General features: G+C 71.8%; 20 protein-coding genes. 15 read left to right on the top strand and 5 right to left on the bottom strand.

Annotated elements, in window-relative coordinates; translation table 11 throughout:
• The first annotated feature begins 111 nt into the window (after window positions 1-111).
• The 6 genes from N538_RS29195 to N538_RS0102215 all read left to right on the top strand — a co-directional run bounded on the left by N538_RS29195 (window position 112) and on the right by N538_RS0102215 (window position 7,489).
• Window positions 112-1,017, top strand: coding sequence for a TraR/DksA family transcriptional regulator (locus tag N538_RS29195; protein ID WP_081790234.1), 906 nt, complete (start codon window positions 112-114; stop codon window positions 1,015-1,017).
• Complete coding sequence (gene lspA, locus N538_RS23490) at window positions 990-1,559, top strand: signal peptidase II (protein WP_036569213.1); 570 nt, start codon at window positions 990-992, stop codon at window positions 1,557-1,559. Before N538_RS29195 ends, lspA begins: the two co-directional genes overlap by 28 nt.
• A complete protein-coding gene (locus N538_RS0102230) occupies window positions 1,559-2,494 on the top strand; it encodes an RluA family pseudouridine synthase (protein WP_036569211.1) in 936 nt (311 codons plus the stop codon). The genes lspA and N538_RS0102230 overlap by 1 nt, the downstream gene beginning before the upstream one ends.
• A complete protein-coding gene (locus N538_RS27100; protein ID WP_051548636.1) occupies window positions 2,484-3,191 on the top strand; it encodes a GNAT family N-acetyltransferase in 708 nt (235 codons plus the stop codon). The genes N538_RS0102230 and N538_RS27100 overlap by 11 nt, the downstream gene beginning before the upstream one ends.
• A gap of 204 nt (window positions 3,192-3,395) precedes the next feature.
• Window positions 3,396-6,989, top strand: a complete 3,594-nt coding sequence (dnaE, locus tag N538_RS0102220) for a DNA polymerase III subunit alpha (protein WP_231496114.1) — start codon at window positions 3,396-3,398, stop codon at window positions 6,987-6,989.
• A complete protein-coding gene (locus N538_RS0102215) occupies window positions 6,974-7,489 on the top strand; it encodes a hypothetical protein (RefSeq protein ID WP_028635928.1) in 516 nt (171 codons plus the stop codon). Before dnaE ends, N538_RS0102215 begins: the two co-directional genes overlap by 16 nt.
• Here the strand turns inward: N538_RS0102215 and ybaK are convergent.
• Both ybaK and N538_RS0102205 read right to left on the bottom strand, forming a co-directional pair.
• Complete coding sequence (ybaK, locus tag N538_RS0102210) at window positions 7,476-7,949, bottom strand: Cys-tRNA(Pro) deacylase (RefSeq protein ID WP_028635927.1); 474 nt, start codon at window positions 7,947-7,949, stop codon at window positions 7,476-7,478. The genes N538_RS0102215 and ybaK overlap by 14 nt on opposite strands.
• Entirely contained in the window at window positions 7,949-8,614 is a 666-nt protein-coding gene (locus N538_RS0102205; protein WP_028635926.1) for an LON peptidase substrate-binding domain-containing protein, read from the bottom strand. The genes ybaK and N538_RS0102205 overlap by 1 nt, the downstream gene beginning before the upstream one ends.
• A 123-nt stretch (window positions 8,615-8,737) precedes the next feature.
• On the opposite strand from N538_RS0102205, the gene hisD reads away from it, so the two are divergent.
• The 8 genes from hisD to N538_RS28260 all read left to right on the top strand — a co-directional run bounded on the left by hisD (window position 8,738) and on the right by N538_RS28260 (window position 14,486).
• Entirely contained in the window at window positions 8,738-10,039 is a 1,302-nt protein-coding gene (hisD, locus tag N538_RS0102200) for a histidinol dehydrogenase (RefSeq protein ID WP_028635925.1), read from the top strand.
• Window positions 10,039-11,124 carry a histidinol-phosphate transaminase gene (locus N538_RS0102195; RefSeq protein WP_231496130.1) on the top strand — a complete coding sequence of 362 codons (1,086 nt, stop codon included), beginning with the start codon at window positions 10,039-10,041 and terminating at the stop codon, window positions 11,122-11,124. The genes hisD and N538_RS0102195 overlap by 1 nt, the downstream gene beginning before the upstream one ends.
• Window positions 11,121-11,720 carry an imidazoleglycerol-phosphate dehydratase HisB gene (gene hisB / locus N538_RS0102190; RefSeq protein WP_028635923.1) on the top strand — a complete coding sequence of 200 codons (600 nt, stop codon included), beginning with the start codon at window positions 11,121-11,123 and terminating at the stop codon, window positions 11,718-11,720. Before N538_RS0102195 ends, hisB begins: the two co-directional genes overlap by 4 nt.
• 67 nt (window positions 11,721-11,787) lie before the next feature.
• A complete protein-coding gene (gene hisH, locus N538_RS0102185) occupies window positions 11,788-12,426 on the top strand; it encodes an imidazole glycerol phosphate synthase subunit HisH (protein ID WP_028635922.1) in 639 nt (212 codons plus the stop codon).
• Window positions 12,423-12,752: a hypothetical protein gene (locus tag N538_RS0102180; RefSeq protein ID WP_028635921.1), complete on the top strand. Its 330-nt coding sequence runs from the start codon at window positions 12,423-12,425 to the stop codon at window positions 12,750-12,752. The genes hisH and N538_RS0102180 overlap by 4 nt, the downstream gene beginning before the upstream one ends.
• A gap of 8 nt (window positions 12,753-12,760) precedes the next feature.
• Window positions 12,761-13,510 carry a bifunctional 1-(5-phosphoribosyl)-5-((5-phosphoribosylamino)methylideneamino)imidazole-4-carboxamide isomerase/phosphoribosylanthranilate isomerase PriA gene (gene priA / locus N538_RS0102175; RefSeq protein WP_028635920.1) on the top strand — a complete coding sequence of 250 codons (750 nt, stop codon included), beginning with the start codon at window positions 12,761-12,763 and terminating at the stop codon, window positions 13,508-13,510.
• Complete coding sequence (gene hisF, locus N538_RS0102170) at window positions 13,507-14,268, top strand: imidazole glycerol phosphate synthase subunit HisF (protein WP_028635919.1); 762 nt, start codon at window positions 13,507-13,509, stop codon at window positions 14,266-14,268. Before priA ends, hisF begins: the two co-directional genes overlap by 4 nt.
• Window positions 14,269-14,333: 65 nt before the next feature.
• Window positions 14,334-14,486, top strand: a complete 153-nt coding sequence (locus N538_RS28260) for a hypothetical protein (protein ID WP_155991935.1) — start codon at window positions 14,334-14,336, stop codon at window positions 14,484-14,486.
• A 57-nt stretch (window positions 14,487-14,543) separates the two neighbouring features.
• Here N538_RS28260 and N538_RS0102160 read toward each other — a convergent pair whose 3' ends face one another.
• Window positions 14,544-15,470: a Vgb family protein gene (locus N538_RS0102160; protein WP_155991934.1), complete on the bottom strand. Its 927-nt coding sequence runs from the start codon at window positions 15,468-15,470 to the stop codon at window positions 14,544-14,546.
• 146 nt (window positions 15,471-15,616) lie between these two features.
• Here N538_RS0102160 and N538_RS0102155 point away from each other — a divergent pair, with 146 nt between their 5' ends.
• On the top strand, window positions 15,617-16,033 hold the full coding sequence (locus N538_RS0102155) for an STAS domain-containing protein (protein WP_231496113.1): 417 nt from the start codon (window positions 15,617-15,619) through the stop codon (window positions 16,031-16,033).
• Here N538_RS0102155 and N538_RS0102150 read toward each other — a convergent pair.
• Window positions 16,003-17,415, bottom strand: a complete 1,413-nt coding sequence (locus N538_RS0102150) for a hypothetical protein (protein WP_028635916.1) — start codon at window positions 17,413-17,415, stop codon at window positions 16,003-16,005. The genes N538_RS0102155 and N538_RS0102150 overlap by 31 nt on opposite strands.
• A 63-nt stretch (window positions 17,416-17,478) precedes the next feature.
• A complete protein-coding gene (locus tag N538_RS23480; RefSeq protein ID WP_231496112.1) occupies window positions 17,479-17,907 on the bottom strand; it encodes a VOC family protein in 429 nt (142 codons plus the stop codon).
• Window positions 17,908-17,962 lie beyond the last annotated feature (55 nt).

The following is a 17,962-nucleotide window of genomic DNA, read 5'->3' as shown; positions in this document are numbered from 1 at the left end:
GCTTTCGCATTCCGCGGTGTGGCTGATTTGAGGCCCTTGGAGTCACCGGCTACCCTCCCCGCACACGCTGTGGTTGAAGCCACAGTCGCCGAGGCCTGAGGAGGCCCGACCATGGCTCGCAGCACGAGGAAGTCGCTCGCTGGGCAGGCGGCCTCCGCCGCTCGCAAGGTGATCGGCCGCAAGCCGGCCGCCAAGGCAGCCACGCCGGCCAAGAAGGCGGCCCCGAAGGCCACGTCGACGAGGAACGGCGCCGTGGCGAAGGCCACTCCGACCAAGAGGACGGTCGCCGCCAAGGCTCCGGCGAAGAAGGCGGCTCCGGCGAAGAAGGCGGCTCCGGCGAAGAAGGCGGCTCCGGCGAAGAAGGCGGCTCCGGTCAAGAAGGCGGCTCCGGTCAAGAAGGCGGCTCCGGCGAAGAAGGCTCCGGCGAAGAAGGCGACCCCGGCGAAGAAGGCGACCCCGGTGAAGAAGGCGGCTCCGGTGAAGAAGGCGGCGGCACCCGTGAAGAAGGCGGCTCCGGCGAAGAAGGCGGCGGCACCGGTCAAGAAGGCGGCTCCCGCGACGAAGGCCGTGCCCGCGAAGAAGGCGGCCCCGGCCAAGAAGGCCGCTCCGCGCAAGGCCGCCCGCAGCTCGCTCGTGGTCAAGGAGGGCGAGGGCGCCTGGACCAAGGCCGAGCTCAAGGAGCTCGTCGCCGAGCTGCACGAGCAGCTCGAGCACAGCCGCTCGATCGTCGAGGCGCAGGAGACCGAGCTCAGCGGCCTGATGCGCGACTCCGGCGACGGGGCCGGCCAGGACCAGGCCGACCTCGGCGCCACCAGCTTCGAGCGCGACCACGAGCTCACCGTGCTCAACAGCGAGCGCGACAAGCTGGCCCAGATCGAGCGCGCGCTCGCCCGGATCGACGACGGCACGTACGGCGTGTGCGAGTCGTGCGGCAACCCCATCGGCAAGATGCGGCTCATGGCGTTCCCCCGTGCCACACTGTGCATGACATGCAAGCAGCGCGAGGAGCGTCGCTGACCGGCGACGAGAACGACAGCGGAACGACCCGTCCCCACGGCCCTCGCGGCCGGTACCTCGCGGTCTTCGCCGCGGTCGCGATCGCGGCGTACGCCGTCGACGTCGTCGCCAAGGTGGTCGCGGTCGAGAAGCTGACGGACCGCGCCGACGTCGAGGTCGTGGGGGATCTGTTCGTCCTGCACCTGGTGCGCAACCCGGGCGCCGCCTTCAGCACCGGCACCGCCTACACCGAGGTGTTCAGCGTCGTGGCGATCGCCGCCGTGCTGGTGATCGCGTGGTTCTCGCGGAAGCTCGGCAACGCCGTCTGGGCGGTCGCGTTCGGCCTCCTGATGGCGGGCGTCGCCGGCAACCTGACCGACCGGCTGGTCCGCGCGCCCGGTCCGCTGCGTGGGCACGTCATCGACTTCTTCATGCTGCCGCACTGGCCGGTCTTCAACGTCGCTGACATGTGCATCGACGTCGCGGCCGCGCTGATCCTGGTGCAGGTCTACCGCGGCATCCGGCTCGACGGCAGTCGCGCATCCCGGGAGGGCGCGACGTGATGGCCGCCGCCGACCACCGGGTCCTGTCGGTGCCCGAGAGCCTGGACGGTGAGCGGGTGGACGCCGCCATGGCGCGCCTGTTCGGGCTGTCCCGCACCCGGGCAGCCGACCTGATCGCCCGCGGCAACGTCGAGCTCGACGGCAGGGCGGTCGGCAAGAGCGACCGGGTCGTCCCGGGCGCCGTGCTCGACGTGCGGATCCCTGTCGAGGCCAACCCCCTCGAGGTCGTCCCCGAGGTCGTCGAGGGGATCAAGATCATCCACGACGACGACGCCATCGTGGTGATCGACAAGCCGGTCGGCGTCGCCGTGCACCCCTCGCCCGGCTGGTCCGGGCCCACGGTGGTCGGGCACCTCGCCGGTGCCGGCTTCCGGATCTCGACCAGCGGCGCCTCGGAGCGGCAGGGCATCGTGCAGCGACTGGACGTCGGGACCTCGGGGGTGATGGTGATCTGCAAGTCCGAGCACGCCTACTCCGTGCTCAAGAACGCGTTCCGCCACCGGACCGTCGACAAGGTCTACCACGCGCTGGTCCAGGGCCACCCGGACCCGCTCGAGGGCACCATCGACGCGCCGATCGGGCGCCACCCGCGCGCGGACTATAAGTTCGCGGTGATGGCAGACGGCCGGCACAGCGTCACCCACTACGAGACGCTCGAGGCGCACCGCTTCGCCAGCCTGCTCGAGATCCACCTCGAGACCGGGCGCACCCACCAGATCCGGGTCCACATGGCCGCGCTCAAGCACCCGTGCGTGGGCGACCTGACCTACGGCGCGGACCCCTCGCTCGCCAGGCGGGTCGGCCTCGAGCGGCAGTGGCTGCACGCCGTGCGCCTCGGCTTCGAGCACCCCGACTCGGGGGAGTACGTCGAGTACGAGACCGCGTATCCGGAGGACCTCGCGCACGCGCTCGAAGTGATCCGCGATGCCGACTGACGAGCTCCAGCTGCGACCGGCGACCGCCGACGACCTGCCGGCGATCGCGAACATCTACCTGCTGGTCCGCACCGCCGCGGTTCCCGCGATGCCACCCCAGATCCACACGCCCGACGAGGTGCACGCCTACGTCGGCGGCTGGGACCTGGCCCGCCGGGACGTCTGGCTCGCCGAGCTGGACGGCCGCCCGGTCGGGTTCCTGGTGGTCGAGGACGCCTGGCTGAACTCGCTGTACGTGCTGCCCGAGGCCGCGGGCCACGGTGTGGGCAGTGCCCTGCTCGACGTCGCGAAGGGCCTGCGCCCGGAGGGGTTCTGCCTCTGGGTGTTCGAGAGCAACCTGCCGGCCCGCGGCTTCTACCAGCGGCGTGGCCTGGTCGACCTCGAGCACACGGACGGATCCACGAACGAGGAGCGGTCGCCCGACCTGCGGATGGCCTGGCCGGGGCAGGACCCGCTGGCGTTCTACCGGCGCCTGATCGACGAGGTCGACGAGCAGCTCGGTGACCTGCTGGCCCGGCGCGCCGCGCTCACCCACGCGGTGCAGGCGCACAAGGACGACTCGTCCCGCGATCCCGAGCGCGAGCAGGAGATCGCCGCCGCGCTGGCACGGCGCGCGCCCGCGCTCGGCCACGACCGGCTGTCGCGGATCGTGCACGCGATCATCACCGAGAGCCTGGACGCCGCCACCGAGCTCTGAGCTGGCCTGATCCGAGCGTGCGAGGATCAGCACCCAGCAGCCAGGTCGAGTAGCCGCGCGAGCGAGGCACGAGCTCGCGACCGGCGTATCGAGACCGGTATCTGTCGGCTGTCGGTGCGTCCCCCTACCGTGGGTCTCGCGGTCGCGTAGGCTGGCGCCCTTCCCCAACAGCGGCGCCACGACGCGACCGTGGCTCTGTGCAGCATGCCCGAAGATCGACTCGAGGAGTGGCCCGCGACCATGGCCAACGGCGCCCAGGACTCGTTCGTCCACCTCCACGTGCACACCGAGTACTCCATGCTCGACGGGGCCGCCCGGCTCCAGGCGATGGCGGAGCGCACGGCCGAGCTGGGGATGCCCGCGATCGCGATGACCGACCACGGCAACGTGTTCGGCGCCTACGAGTTCTACCGCAAGGCGAAGGCGGCCGGGGTCAAGCCGATCATCGGCATCGAGGCCTACTTCACGCCCAACATCAGCCGGTTCGAGCGCAAGGGCGTCAACTTCTACGGCGGCGGCCCGGACGACGTCTCGGCGCGCGGCGCCTACACGCACATGACGCTGCTCTCGGAGACCACCGAGGGCATGCACAACCTGTTCCGGCTGAGCACCGGCGCCTGGCGCGACGGCTTCTTCAAGCAGCCGCGCATGGACCGCGAGCTGCTCGCCCAGCACGGCAAGGGCATCATCGGCACGACCGGCTGCCCGTCGGGCGAGGTGCAGGTGCACCTGCGGCACGGCCAGTACGACGCCGCCCGCAAGGTCGCGGGCGAGTTCCAGGACATCCTCGGCAAGGAGAACTACTTCCTCGAGCTGATGGACCACGGGCTCGACATCGAGAACCGCGTCCGCGACGGGCTGCTGCGGCTCCACAAGGACCTCGGCATCCCGCTGCTCGCGACCAACGACTCCCACTACGTGATGCGGGAGGACGCGCCCTCCCAGGAGCACCTGCTCTGCATCAACTCGGGCTCGACGATGGACATCCCGGCCGGCGACGGGCCGGGGCAGCGGTTCGCGTTCTCCGGTGACGGCTACTACATCAAGTCGGCCGAGGAGATGCGCGCTCTCTGGGTCGACAAGCACGGCCTCCGGGAGGCCTGTGACAACACGCTGCTGATCGCCGAGCGGTGCGACGTCTCCTTCACCGAGGGCAACGGCACCTTCATGCCCCGGTTCCCCTGCCCGCCCGGGGAGAACGAGGACTCCTGGCTGGTCAAGGAGGTCGAGACCGGCCTGAGCCGGCGCTACCCCGCGGGCGTGCCGGACAAGGTCCGCAGGCAGGCCGAGTTCGAGATCGGCGTGATCACCCAGATGGGCTTCGCGGGCTACTTCCTCGTGGTCGCGGACTTCATCAACTGGGCAAAGGACCACGGCATCCGGGTCGGCCCCGGGCGTGGCTCGGGCGCGGGCTCGATGGTCGCTTACGCCATGCGGATCACCGACCTGGACCCGCTCGAGCACGGCCTGATCTTCGAGCGCTTCCTCAACCCCGACCGCGTCTCGATGCCCGACTTCGACATCGACTTCGACGAGCGCCGGCGCGGCGAGGTGATCAGGTACGTCACCGAGAAGTACGGCGACGACCGGGTCTCCTACATCGTCACCTACGGCACCATCAAGGCGAAGCAGGCGGTCAAGGACTCCAGCCGGATCCTCGGCTACCCGTTCGCGATGGGCGACCGGATCACCAAGGCGATGCCCGCCGCGGTGATGGGCAAGGACGTCCCGCTCCAGGAGATCTTCAACTCCGAGCACAAGCGGTACGGCGAGGGCGGCGAGTTCCGCTCGCTCTACGACGCCGACAACGACGTCAAGCGCGTGGTCGACACCGCGATCGGGATCGAGGGCCTCAAGCGGCAGTGGGGCGTGCACGCAGCCGGCGTGATCATGTCCAGCGAGCCGCTGCTCGACATCATCCCGATGCTCAAGCGGCCCGCCGACGGGGCGATGATCACGCAGTTCGACTACCCCACCTGTGAGGCCCTCGGCCTGATCAAGATGGACTTCCTGGGGCTGCGCAACCTCACGGTGCTCGACGACGCGGTCAAGAACATCAAGGCGAACCGGGGCGAGGACATCGTCCTCGAGGACCTGGCGCTGACCGACGAGGCGACGTACCGCCTGCTCCAGCGTGGCGACACCCTGGGCGTCTTCCAGCTCGACGGCGGCCCCATGCGGGCGCTGCTGCGCAGCATGCGCCCGGACACCTTCGAGGACATCTCCGCGGTCGGCGCGCTCTACCGGCCCGGCCCGATGGGCGCGGACTCCCACAACAAGTACGCCCGCCGCAAGACCGGCCGCGAGCCGGTCGAGGCGATCCACCCCGAGCTGGCCGAGCCGTTGGCGGACATCCTGGGGGAGACCTACGGCCTGATCGTCTACCAGGAGCAGGTCATGGCGATCGCCCAGAAGCTCGCGGGCTACAGCCTCGGGCAGGCGGACATCCTGCGCCGGGCGATGGGCAAGAAGAAGAAGGAGGAGCTGGACAAGCAGTTCGAGGGCTTCTCCGCCGGCATGCGCGAGCGGGGCTACTCCGCCGGTGCCGTCAAGACGCTCTGGGACATCCTGCTGCCGTTCTCCGACTACGCCTTCAACAAGGCGCACTCCGCGGCGTACGGCCTGGTGTCGTACTGGACCGCCTACCTCAAGGCGAACTACCCGGCCGAGTACATGGCCGCGCTGCTGACCTCGGTGAAGGACGACAAGGACAAGTCGGCGATCTACCTCAACGAGTGCCGCCGGATGAAGATCCAGGTGCTGCCGCCGGACGTCAACGAGTCGGCCCACAACTTCACCCCCGTCGGCCACGACATCCGCTTCGGCCTGACCGCCGTGCGGAACGTCGGCGCCAACGTCGTCGACGGGATCGTCGCGGCCCGCGAGGAGAAGGGCCGCTACGAGACGTTCAACGACTTCCTCGAGAAGGTCCCGGCCCAGGTCTGCAACAAGCGGGTCATCGAGTCGCTGATCAAGTCCGGCGCGTTCGACGACATGAAGCACCGGCGCCGTGCGCTGGTGGCGGTGCACGAGACCGCCGTGGACCAGTACGTCGACATCAAGCGCAACGAGGCGATCGGGCAGGACTCGCTGTTCGGCGGGCTCGACGACGCGGACGGCGGCTTCGGCGTCTCGGTCGCGATCCCGGAGATCGACGAGTGGGACAAGACCACCCTGCTCGGCCACGAGCGCGAGATGCTCGGTCTCTACGTCTCCGACCACCCGCTGCTCGGCCTCGAGCACGTCCTGTCGAACAGCTCCGACTGCACCATCGGCCAGCTGATGCTGGACGAGGAGCGTCCCGACGGCGCCTCGATCACGATCTCCGGCCTGGTCACGACCGTGCAGCGCAAGATCACCAAGCGTGGTGACGCCTGGGCGATGGTGACGCTGGAGGACCTGGACGGCGCCATCGACGTCCTGCTGTTCCCGAGCGCCTACCAGCTCGCCGGGCCGCACCTGGTCGAGGACGCGATCATCACGGTCCGCGGCCGGCTGTCGCGCAGCAAGGACCAGCCGGAGATCCACGGCCAGGAGGTGTCCGTCCCGGACCTGTCCGACGGCCCGTCCGGACCGGTGGTGATCAGCCTCCCGTCGACCAGGTGCACGCCACCGGTGGTCGAGCAGCTGAAGGACGTGCTCGGCACCCACCCCGGCATGACCGAGGTGCGCCTGCGACTCTTGACCCGTGAGCAGACCATGGTCATGCGCCTCGACGACCGCCTGCGGGTCAGCCCGAGCCCCGCGCTCTTCGCGGACCTCAAGCAGCTGCTGGGGCCCGGATGCCTGACGGGCTGAAGCCGGCGCTGCTGCAGGTCGGCCTCGCCGTCATCGTCCTCGCCGTCACCGGCGCGCTCGCGGGCGTGGTGTGGGAGTGGGTCTGGACCGCGCCCACCGGCGTGGTGGTCGACCACAAGTGGGTCGCGCTCGACGAGGCCAGCCTGCGCGGGCAGTTCTCCGCCACCGGCCTGTACGTCGTCGTGGGCTCGGTCGCCGGGCTCGTCGGCGGCGCGCTGGTCGCGTTGTTCCTCGACCGGGTGCCGATCGCGACCCTGATCGGCGTGACGGTCGGCTCGCTCCTCGGCGCCGCCCTGATGTACCGCGTCGGCGTCCTCCTCGGCCCGTCGGACCCGACGAAGGTGGCGCTCAGCCAGAAGCAGGGCGCGCACCTGCCCGCCCAACTCTCGATCTCGGGCGGCAGCCCGTGGGTCGCGCTCCCGGCCGCCGCCCTGGTCGCGCTGGCGCTGGTGTTCATCGGCCTGTCGGCCGTGCACCGGTCCGACGTCACCGCCGACTGATCCCGGCGACGGTCGCGCCGGTGACCCGCACGAGGTCCGCCGGCGCGATCCCCAGGTCGAGCCCGCGCCGCCCGCCGGAGACGTAGACGACCGCGAAGCCCGTCGCGCTGTCGTCGAGCACCGTCGGGTGGGGGCGCTTCTGACCGATCGGCGAGATCCCGCCGGCGACGTACCCGGTGGCGCGTTCGGCCGCGGCGACGTCGGCCATCGCGGCCCGGCTCCCGCCGCTCGCCCGAGCCAGGGCCTTGAGGTCGAGCTGGCCGGAGACCGGGACGATGCCGACGGTGAGCTTCCCGTCGACGGTGGCCACCAGCGTCTTGAGGACGCAGCCCGGGTCGAGCCCGAGCGCCGCCGCGGCCTCGAGGCCGAAGGACTCCGCACGCGGGTCGTGCTCGTACTCGTGCACGCTGAAGTCGATGCCGGCGCGCGTCAGCGCGACCGTGGCGGGCGTGCCTGCCATCAGTTCGGTGACCAGCGGGTGCGCGCGACCTCGGTCGCCGGCAGCGACGGGATCACGTTCATCGCGCGGAGCTCCGCACGCAGCAGGTCGGTGACCATGACCAGCCGGACCCCGGCGTCCTCGGCCTCCAGCAGTGCCTGACGTTCGGGCATCGGCAGCGGCGCGACGGCGGCCAGCGTCCACGAGAGGTACGTCGGGTCGCGGGGGAGCGACCCGGAGTACGGGTCCGCCCGGATGTCGGCGAGCGCGGCGCGGTACGCGGTGAACGCGATCCGCGCCTTCTCCAGGACGGCCTCGGCGACCTGCGCCTCGGGGTCGGGACGATCGGTGACGTGACCCACCGGGAAGAGATCGCCCGGGTCGAGGCTGTCCAGCTGGATCCGTTCCAGGCCGACGGCGACCACCTCGAACGTGCCGTCGGCGTTCTCCTCGATCTCCGTGAGCTGCATCCGGACGCCGACCCGGTAGAGCGACTGGGCCCCGTGCTCGCCGACCTCGTAGCCCTCGCGGATGCCGACGGTCCCGAAGACCCGGTGGGCGGGGTCGGGGATGCGCTTGAGGTGGTGGACCAGCGCGCGGTACCGGTCCTCGAACACGGTCAGCGGCACGGTCACGCCGGGAAAGAGCACCGCGTTCAGCGGGAACATCGGCAGTGGGTCGGCCACGAGCCCAACCTAGGCCACGACACCCGCCCCGGACGCCCGCCCCCGCGGCGTTTCCCGGTCTGCGGTCAGTCCAGCCGCTGTCGCGGATCCGGCGAGACCGGCGCCCGTCCGTAGAATCGAGCCATGATCCAGCGCATCGACCTGCGAGGAGCCGACCGGTCGACGGTCGACTACCGCGCAGCCGTGCCCCGTGCCGACTTCGACGTCGAGGCGGCGGTGCCGGCGGTGCACGCGATCTGCGAGGCGGTGCGCACCCGTGGGGTGGACGCGATCCGCGAGTACTCCGAGCGCTTCGACGGCATCGTGGTCGACGACCTGCGGATCGCGCCCGCGGCGATCACCCGCGCGCTCGACGAGCTCGACCCCGACATCCGGGCCGGTCTCGAGGAGTCGGTCCGCCGCCTGCGGGCGACCTGCGCGAACGAGCTCGAGCAGGACGCCGTCACCGACCTCGGGCCCGGCGCCCGCGTCACCCACCGCAAGGTGGCGATCGACCGGGTGGGGCTCTACGTCCCCGGCGGCATCGCCCCGCTGGTCTCCAGCGTGCTGATGAACGTCGTCCCTGCGCAGACGGCCGGCGTCGGGTCCATCGCGCTCGCCAGCCCGCCCCAGAAGGAGTTCGGGGGCTCGGTGCACCCGACGATCCTGGCGGCGTGCGCGCTGCTGGGCGTCGACGAGGTGTACGCCGTCGGCGGCGCCCAGGCCATCGCGATGTTCGCCTACGGCACCGGCCCGTGCGCCAGGGTCGACCTGGTCACCGGGCCGGGCAACATCTACACGGTCACGGCCAAGCGACTGCTGAAGGGCCAGGTCGGCATCGACTCCGAGGCCGGCCCCACCGAGATCGCGATCCTCGCCGACGACACCGCCGACCCGGCGTACGTCGCAGCGGACCTGATCAGCCAGGCGGAGCACGACCCGCTCGCGGCGTCGGTGCTGGTGACGCCGTCGACGACCCTCGCCGCCGCGGTCGAGGCCGCGCTGGAGGACCAGGTCGCCGTGACCAAGCACGTCGAGCGGATCCGCACCAGCCTGTCGGGCAACCAGTCGGGGATCGTGCTCGTCGACGACCTCGAGCAGGGACTCGATGTCGTCAACGCGTACGCCGCCGAGCACCTCGAGGTCCAGACCGCGGACGCGTCCGCGTGGGCCGCCCGGGTCCGCAACGCCGGCGCGATCTTCGTGGGTCCCTACGCCCCGGTCAGCCTGGGCGACTACTGCGCCGGCTCCAACCATGTGCTCCCCACCGCCGGGTGCGCCTGCCACTCCTCGGGGCTGTCCGTGCGTGCGTTCACCAAGTCGGTGCACGTCGTCGACTACTCCCGCGATGCGCTCGAGGAGGTCGCCGGCCACGTCGTGACGCTCGCCGACGCCGAGAACCTGCCCGGCCACGGCGCCGCGGTCTCCGTCCGGTTCCGGGACTGATCGCCGTGTCCTGGCCACCGCTCCGCGAGGAGCTGCGGGGCATCGAGCCCTACGGCGCGCCCCAGCTGGACGTCCCGGTCCAGCTCAACGTCAACGAGAACCCCTACGGTCCCTCGCCCGAGTGCGCCGCCGACATCGCGCGCTCCGTCGCCGAGGCCGCGGCGACGCTCAACCGCTATCCGGACCGCGAGTTCACCGAGCTCCGGACCGCGCTGGCGGCGTACCTCGCCAAGGACACGGTGCACGGCGTCACACCCGAGCAGGTCTGGGCCGCGAACGGCTCCAACGAGGTGATGCTCCAGCTGCTCCAGGCCTTCGGCGGCCCGGGGCGGGTGGCGCTGAGCTTCGCGCCGACGTACTCGATGTACCCGGAGTACGCCCGCGACACGGTCACCGAGTGGGTCGTCGGCCACCGCGAGACCGACTTCGCGCTCGACCTCGACCACGCGCGCGACCTGGTGAAGGAGAAGCAGCCGAGCGTCGTGCTGCTGCCGAGCCCGAACAACCCGACCGGCACCGCCCTGCCGCCGGAGGCGGTCACCGCGCTGTGCGAAGCCGCCGGCGACGGGATCGTCGTCGTCGACGAGGCGTACGGCGAGTTCCGCCGGACCGGTGTCCCGAGCGCGGTCGAGCTGCTGCCGCGGCACCGCAACCTGGTCGTGACCCGCACGATGAGCAAGGCGTTCGCCGCGGCCGGCCTGCGGCTCGGCTACCTCGCCGCGGACCCGGCGATCTGCGACGCGATCCGCGTCGTACGGCTGCCGTACCACCTCTCGTCGGTCACCCAGGCGACCGCCCTGGCGGCGCTGCGGCACGCCCCCGAGCTGCTCGGGAGGGTCGAGGAGCTGCGCGCCGAGCGGGACAGCACGGTCGACTGGCTGCGCGCCCGGGGACTGACCGTCGCGGACAGCGATGCGAACTTCGCGTTGTTCGGGACGTTTCCGGACCGCCATGCTGTGTGGCAGGGGCTGCTCGACCGGGGCGTGCTGATCCGGGAGACGGGCCCCGACGGGTGGCTGCGGGTCTCGATCGGCACCGCCGAGGAGATGGACGCGTTCAAGAATGCACTGATGGAGGAGCTATGAGCAGGACTGCCCGCCTCGAGCGGCAGACCAAGGAGTCGAAGGTCCTCGTCGAGGTCGACCTCGACGGGACCGGCCGCACCGACGTCTCCACGGGTGTCGGCTTCTACGACCACATGCTCGACGCGTTCGGCCGGCACGCCCTGGTCGACCTGACCGTGCAGACCGAGGGCGACACCCACATCGACGCGCACCACACCGTCGAGGACACCGCGATCGTGCTCGGCCAGGCGCTGCGCGAGGCGCTCGGCGACAAGCAGGGCATCCGCCGCTTCGGCGACGCCACCGTGCCGCTCGACGAGGCGCTGGTGCAGGCCGTGGTCGACGTGTCGGGCAGGCCCTACTGCGTGCACACCGGCGAGCCCGAGGGGCAGCAGTACGTCGTCCTCGGCGGCGACTACCTCGGCTCGCTGACCCGCCACGTCTTCGAGACGGTGGCGTTCCACGCCCACCTCGCGCTGCACGTGCGGGTGCTGGCCGGCCGCGAGCCGCACCACATCGTGGAGGCGCAGTTCAAGGCGTTCGCCCGCGCGTTCCGCGACGCCGTCGCGCTCGACCCGCGCGAGACCGGGGTGCCCAGCACCAAGGGAAGTCTGTGAGCACCCCCCGACGTTCTTCGGTTCCCCCGCTTCGCTCCTCCACCGAACAACGCCGCGGGGACCCCGCATGACCGCTCGGAACGTCGTGGTCCTCGACTACGGGTCGGGGAACCTCCGCTCCGCCGTGCGCGCCGTCGAGCGGGCGGGTGCCGAGGTGACCCTGACGGGCGACTTCGACGCGGCACTCGAGGCCGACGGGCTCGTCGTACCGGGCGTCGGGGCGTTCGCCGCGTGCATGGCGGGGCTGCGGGCGATCAGGGGCGAGCGGATCATCGGCCGGCGGCTCGCCGGCGGGCGGCCGGTGCTCGGCATCTGCGTCGGCATGCAGATCCTCTTCGAGCGCGGGGTCGAGCACGGCGTCGAGACCGACGGCTGCGATGAGTGGCCCGGCGTCGTCGAGCGGCTCCGGGCGCCGATCGTGCCGCACATGGGCTGGAACTCCGTCGAGGTCCCCCCGGGCACGACGCTGTTCGACGGCATCGAGGACGAGCGGTTCTATTTCGTGCACTCGTACGGGGTGCGCGACTGGACGCTGGTCACCAACGACCGCACCCGGGCGCCGCTGGTGACCTGGGCCGAGCACGGTGGTGACCGGTTCGTCGCGGCGGTCGAGAACGGGCCGCTCAGCGCGACCCAGTTCCACCCCGAGAAGTCCGGTGACGCCGGCGCCGCCCTGCTGCGCAACTGGGTGGAGTCGCTGGCATGAGCAAGGAGCGCGCCCAGCGTCGCGCCGAGCGAGAGCGGGAGGCGGCGGTCCTCGCCGCCGCCCGCGCCGCGGAGGCCGAACGCAAGGAGCGCCGCGACGCGCGGGTCCGCGCGGTCACCTCCAAGCTGCCCCGGCGGCGCCGCGGTCCCGCCGGCATCCTGGCCGAGCGCCGCCGCAAGCAGAACGGCGCCCTGTTCGCCGTCCTCCTCGCGATCAACGTGCTGGTCTGGATCTTCAGCGACGACTGGGCGCTGCGCCTCGCCGCACTCGTGGTGAGCGTGCTCGCCGCACCCGTGATCCACACCCTCCTGTTCCGCCGAAGCTGAAGGACACCATGGCTGACTACCTCGAGCTGCTCCCCGCCGTCGACATCACCGAGGGGCGCGCCGTCCAGCTCGCCCAGGGCGTCGCCGGCTCCGAGCGCGCGTACGGCGACCCGGTGGCGGCGGCGATGCGCTGGCAGGACGCCGGCGCGGAGTGGATCCACCTGGTCGACCTGGACGCGGCGTTCGGCCGCGGCAGCAACCGGGAGCTCCAGGCCGACATCGTCGGCGCCCTGGACATCAAGGTCGAGATGAGCGGCGGGATCCGGGACGACGAGTCGCTGGCCGCCGCGCTGGCCACCGGCTGCCGGCGCGTGAACATCGGCACCGCCGCGCTCGAGCAGCCCGAGTGGTGCGCGCGGATCATCGCCGAGCACGGAGACCGGGTCGCGATCGGCCTCGACGTCCGCGGCCGCACCCTCGCTGCGCGCGGCTGGACCGAGGACGGTGGCGACCTCTACGAGACGCTTGCTCGCCTGGACTCCGAGGGGTGCGCGCGGTACGTCGTCACCGACGTCAACAAGGACGGCATGCTGCAGGGTCCGAACCTCCAGCTGCTCCGTGACGTCTGCGCGGCCACGTCCGCGCCGGTCGTCGCATCGGGAGGGGTCACCACGCTCGACGACATCCGCGCGCTGATGGACCTCGTGCGTCCTGCGGGATCTCCGGGAGGCGTCGAGGGCGCGATCGCCGGGACCGCGCTGTACGAGGGCCGGTTCACCCTCGAGGACGCGCTCGCCCTGACCAGGGGCGCGCCATGACCCTCGCCGTACGCGTCATCCCGTGCCTGGACGTCGACGCCGGCCGGGTGGTCAAGGGCATCAGGTTCCAGGAGCTCCGCGACGCCGGTGACCCCGTCGAGCTGGCGCGCACCTACGACGCCGAGGGCGCCGACGAGCTGACCTTCCTGGACATCTCGGCCGCGCACGAGGGCCGCACCACGACGATGGAGGTCGTGTCGCGGTGCGCCGAGGAGGTCTTCATCCCGCTGACCGTGGGCGGGGGAGTGTCGTCGGTCGAGGACGTCGACCGGCTGCTCCGCGCGGGCGCGGACAAGGTGGCGGTCAACACCGCCGCCATCCACCGGCCGGAGCTGGTCGCCGAGGTTGCGGACCGGTTCGGCAGCCAGGTCCTGGTCCTCTCGGTCGACGCTCGCCGTGCCGCGGGGACGGCCTCGGGCTTCGAGGTGACCACGCACGGCGGCCGGAAGTCGGCGGGCCTGGACGCGATCGGCTGGGCGGTCCGCGCCGCCGAGCTCGGCGCGGGCGAGATCCTGCTCAACGCGATGGACGCCGACGGCACCCGGGACGGCTTCGACCTGGAGCTGATCCGCGCCGTACGCCGCGAGGTCACGATCCCGGTCATCGCGTCCGGGGGTGCGGGCGCGCTCGAGCACTTCCCGCCGGCCGTCGACGCGGGCGCCGACGCGGTGCTGGCCGCCACGGTCTTCCACTTCGGCACGCTGCGGATCGCGGACGTGAAGAGCTCGCTCGCGCAGGCGGGTCACCCGGTGCGCTGACGCCGCTCTCGACAGCCGCCGATCCGAGGAGGAGCATCGGAAGACACTCCCGGAGGGAGACAGCCATGGTGTGGATCGTGCTCGTGCTCGTCGTCCTGGCCCTTGCGGGCCTGGGGCTGTGGGTCGACCGCAAGAGGAAGCACGCCGGTGGAGCCGGCACCGACCGAGCACACGGTCCCGAGACCCGCTTCTTCGACAGGTACAGATCCGGCGGCTGATGCGGCGGGATGGGTGGCGGGGACGGTGGTGGTGGCGGCGGCTTCTGACACCCGGAGTCATGGCAGCGGCAGCGAGTAGATCTTCTGCTCGTCCGGGTGGGTGACGACCAGCTCGTCGTCGACGAGGGCGGCACCCACGTTCTCACTCGTCGGCATGGCGTCGCCGAGCCGCACGGTGTCCCGCAACCTCCCGCTGGCCGCGTCGAGGACGTAGACGGTCGGGCCGGACTGGCCGACCACGTAGACCGTCGAGCCGTTCGCCACGACGGCGTCCGCGTCGGGGAGGTTCGGAACCTCGGCCACCTGCTTCATGGTCCGGGCATCGAGGGAGACGGCCTTGCCGCTCAGCGTGCAGGAGACCCACACCCGTCCGGCGACCTCGGCGATGCCCTGCGGCCCGACGCACGAGGCGAGGGGCACGGTCCTCACGCGGCCGTCGGCGACGCGCGAGACCGACGTACCGCCGTAGTTCGCGACCCAGATCCCGGAGTCGCCCGCGGCGACCAGCCGGGGCTCGTCGTCAGTGGTGTAGGAGCCGACGACCTTGCCGGAGGGGTCCAGCTCGACCACGCGGCCGCCGGCCTGGTCGACCACCCACAGGTGGGTGCCGTCCCATGCCAGGCCCTCCGGTTCGCTGCCGGCCGGCCTCAGCGCGACGGTGGCGTCGACCTGGAGCGTCTCCGGGTCGATGCGGACGACCGTGCCGTCCCGGATCACGCTGACCCACACACCGCCGGGCGTGCTGACGATCCGCAGCGGAGCGTCGCCGACCGCCACCCGCCGGTCGTCCGCCGTCCGCACCTCCCCGGCGTCCGTCAGCACCGTCCAGGCCTCGCCGTCCACGTCGGCCACGCCGACCGGGCCGGAGTCCAGCTCGGTCGCGTCCGGGCTGGGCGGCGCCGCCGGCACCAGACCGGTGTCAGAGCCGCCGCAGCCGGCGAGAGTGAACGCCAGCACCACGGCCCAGGGGAGGAGGCGTCTCATGAGCAGAGTGTGGGGGAGACGGCGCCGGACCGGGTGGGTGAGCGGCGAGTCGTGACCGCTTCGTTGCCGGGCAGGTGTGGCGCGGCGCCGGACGGGGTACGTCGACGCCGACCATCCGAGGCCGAGCGGCCGCGGTTTGCACGGGGGTGAGTGTGGCGTCAGCGCTGGCCGGAGACGAGCTGTTCTCGCTGTCGGTGGAGGACCTCGGCTCGTACTGCCTGCTCCGCCTCGAGGGCGAGCTCGACGTGCTCACGACCGCGAAGCTGCGGGCCGCGCTGAGCGAGCTGCTGGTCGATGCCGGTCAGGTGCACCTGGTCGTGGACCTGACGGGCCTGACGTTCATGGACTCGTCCGGGCTGGGCACGCTGGTGCGTGCGCAGCGGCAGGCCCGCGGGTTGCGCGGCTCGTTCGCCGTCGTCTGCCCCGAGGGACCCGTGCGGCGGGTGCTGGCCCTGACCGGGCTCGTGCACGTGCTGCGGGTCTTCGGATCGCTGGACGCCGCGACCGCCGAGCGTGCCGCGTCCGGGACTGATCAGGCGACGGGCGCGACCAGCTCGTCGTGAAGGTGCTCGATGACCGCGTCGAGCTCGTCGGCGTGCTCGAGCCGCCACGCCTCGAGCTCGCAGAGGTCGTGGGTGCCGGTGGGGTCGACGAGACGACGCAGGCCGTGGGGCGTGGTCCACACGTAGGTGCCGGCATCGACCTGCCTGACCCGGTAGCCGCGGCGATGGGTCTTGGCCCGGTGGTGGGAACGGGAGAGCGGGGCGTCGTTGTGGTCCCCGGTCTGGCCCGGTGGACCGCCCGGATCGTACGGAACGGCGTGGTCGTCGTCGTACCGGCCGGACATCGTCGCCGTGCCGACGGCGTACGGGAACACGTCGCCGACGCAGCGCAGCCGGGTGCGCTCGGAGACCCGCGCCGGGAACTCGTAGGCGTTGACGCTCGTGCGCTCGCCGAGGTCGATGACCGGCTTGAGGGTCACCTGGGCGTGGCCGAGCAGCCGGGTCACCTGCTCGAGCAGCATCGGGCCGAGGCGCTCGACGCGGGCGACGCCGTCGGAGGTGGCGGAGAGCGCACTCTCGTGCAGGTGCAGGTAGACGACCGCGCGGTGGTGCGGCCTGCGCCGGACCTCGGTGTCGCCGGCCAGGAGGTCGTGGACGTCGTCGGGCCGCGCGAGCCAGCCGAACGCGATCGCGCGCAGCTCGTCGTGGGTGAGGTCGTCGAGGGCCGCGGGCAGGTCGGGGTGGTGCGCTCTCACGATGTCGGGCCGGGCGAGGAGCGCGTCGACAACGCGCTCGACGGTCGCGTCGACCCAGACGGCGTCGCCGGGCTCCACCCGGGCGACCACGGTTCGCGTGCCGGTCTCGAGGTCGGTGCGGCCCAGCCACACTCCGCGCCGCCGGCGCTCCTCCTCCAGTCGCGTGGCGTGCCCCGCGGCGTCGGCCTCGATCACCTTGGCCTCGGCGACCGCGAGCACCCGGCCGGGTGACTGTCCGCCGATCGCCTCGGCGACAGCCAGGTCGACGAGCTGCACCTGCTGCCGGTCGAGCCGCCGCGACATCCGCGCGACCTTGCAGGCCACCCACGGCTCGCAGGTGAGCTCGAGGACCTGCGCCCAGACGTGGGGGAGCCGGTGCCGGAGGTCGAGCGCGTCCGCCATGGTCGAGCGGGTCGAGGCCGGGTGAGTGTGCCGGGCGATCGCCAGCTCGTGGATGCAGAGGTCCTGGACCAGCGGGGTCCCGTCGCCGCCGAGCCCGACCAGCCGATCACCTCCGAACCGGGCCGGCACCGCACCCGGCACCAGCTGCGGGTCACCGCCGTGCAGGTCCGCCCACTGGAGCACGAGCAGCAGGTCCTTCACCTGCGCCGCACGACGCTCGACCAGGGCAGCCTCGGCCTCGGCCAGCACGCCGGCCGGTGCGAGATAGCTGATCGAGAGCTCCATCCCTCCATGATAATCGAACAGCTGTTCGAAGACAAGGCCTTCCTTCTCGGAACACCCCTGTTCTCACGGCCGGTCGGGTCGCGCTCCCGCCTGACCCCACCTCTCGCGAACAAACGCCGCCAGGGCCTCTCGGGAGGGATGCCCCCAGCCGATACAGAACGGGTGGCCGGCTGGGTCGGCGTACACCTGGTGCCCCTCGTCGCTGTCCAGGTCACCGGCACGGAGGAGGCGCGCACCGAGCCTTGTCGCCTGCTCGTGCGCCGGCTTCGGGTCCTCGACGTGGAGATCCAGGTGTACCTGCTGCGGCGCACCGTCGGGCCACTCAGGGGAGACGTGCTCCGGGGCGAGCTGGACACCGATCCGCCACTCCCCGGCCGCGTCGATCACGCTGTGGAACGTCTCGTCGGCAAAGACGTGCCCGTCGAGCATGCCCGACCAGAACCCGCTCTCAGCTGGTAGGTCGGCCGCGTCGAACACGACCACGCTTCGCACCGGTTCCATACCTGGACATGAGGGGGGTGCGCCACGGTCATCGGAGGCCACAATT

This window comes from Nocardioides sp. URHA0032 (assembly GCF_000620645.1).
GTDB lineage: Bacteria > Actinomycetota > Actinomycetes > Propionibacteriales > Nocardioidaceae > Nocardioides.
The sequence above is the reverse complement of the archived record's forward strand: the minus strand, read 5'-3'. Positions and strand labels throughout refer to the sequence as shown.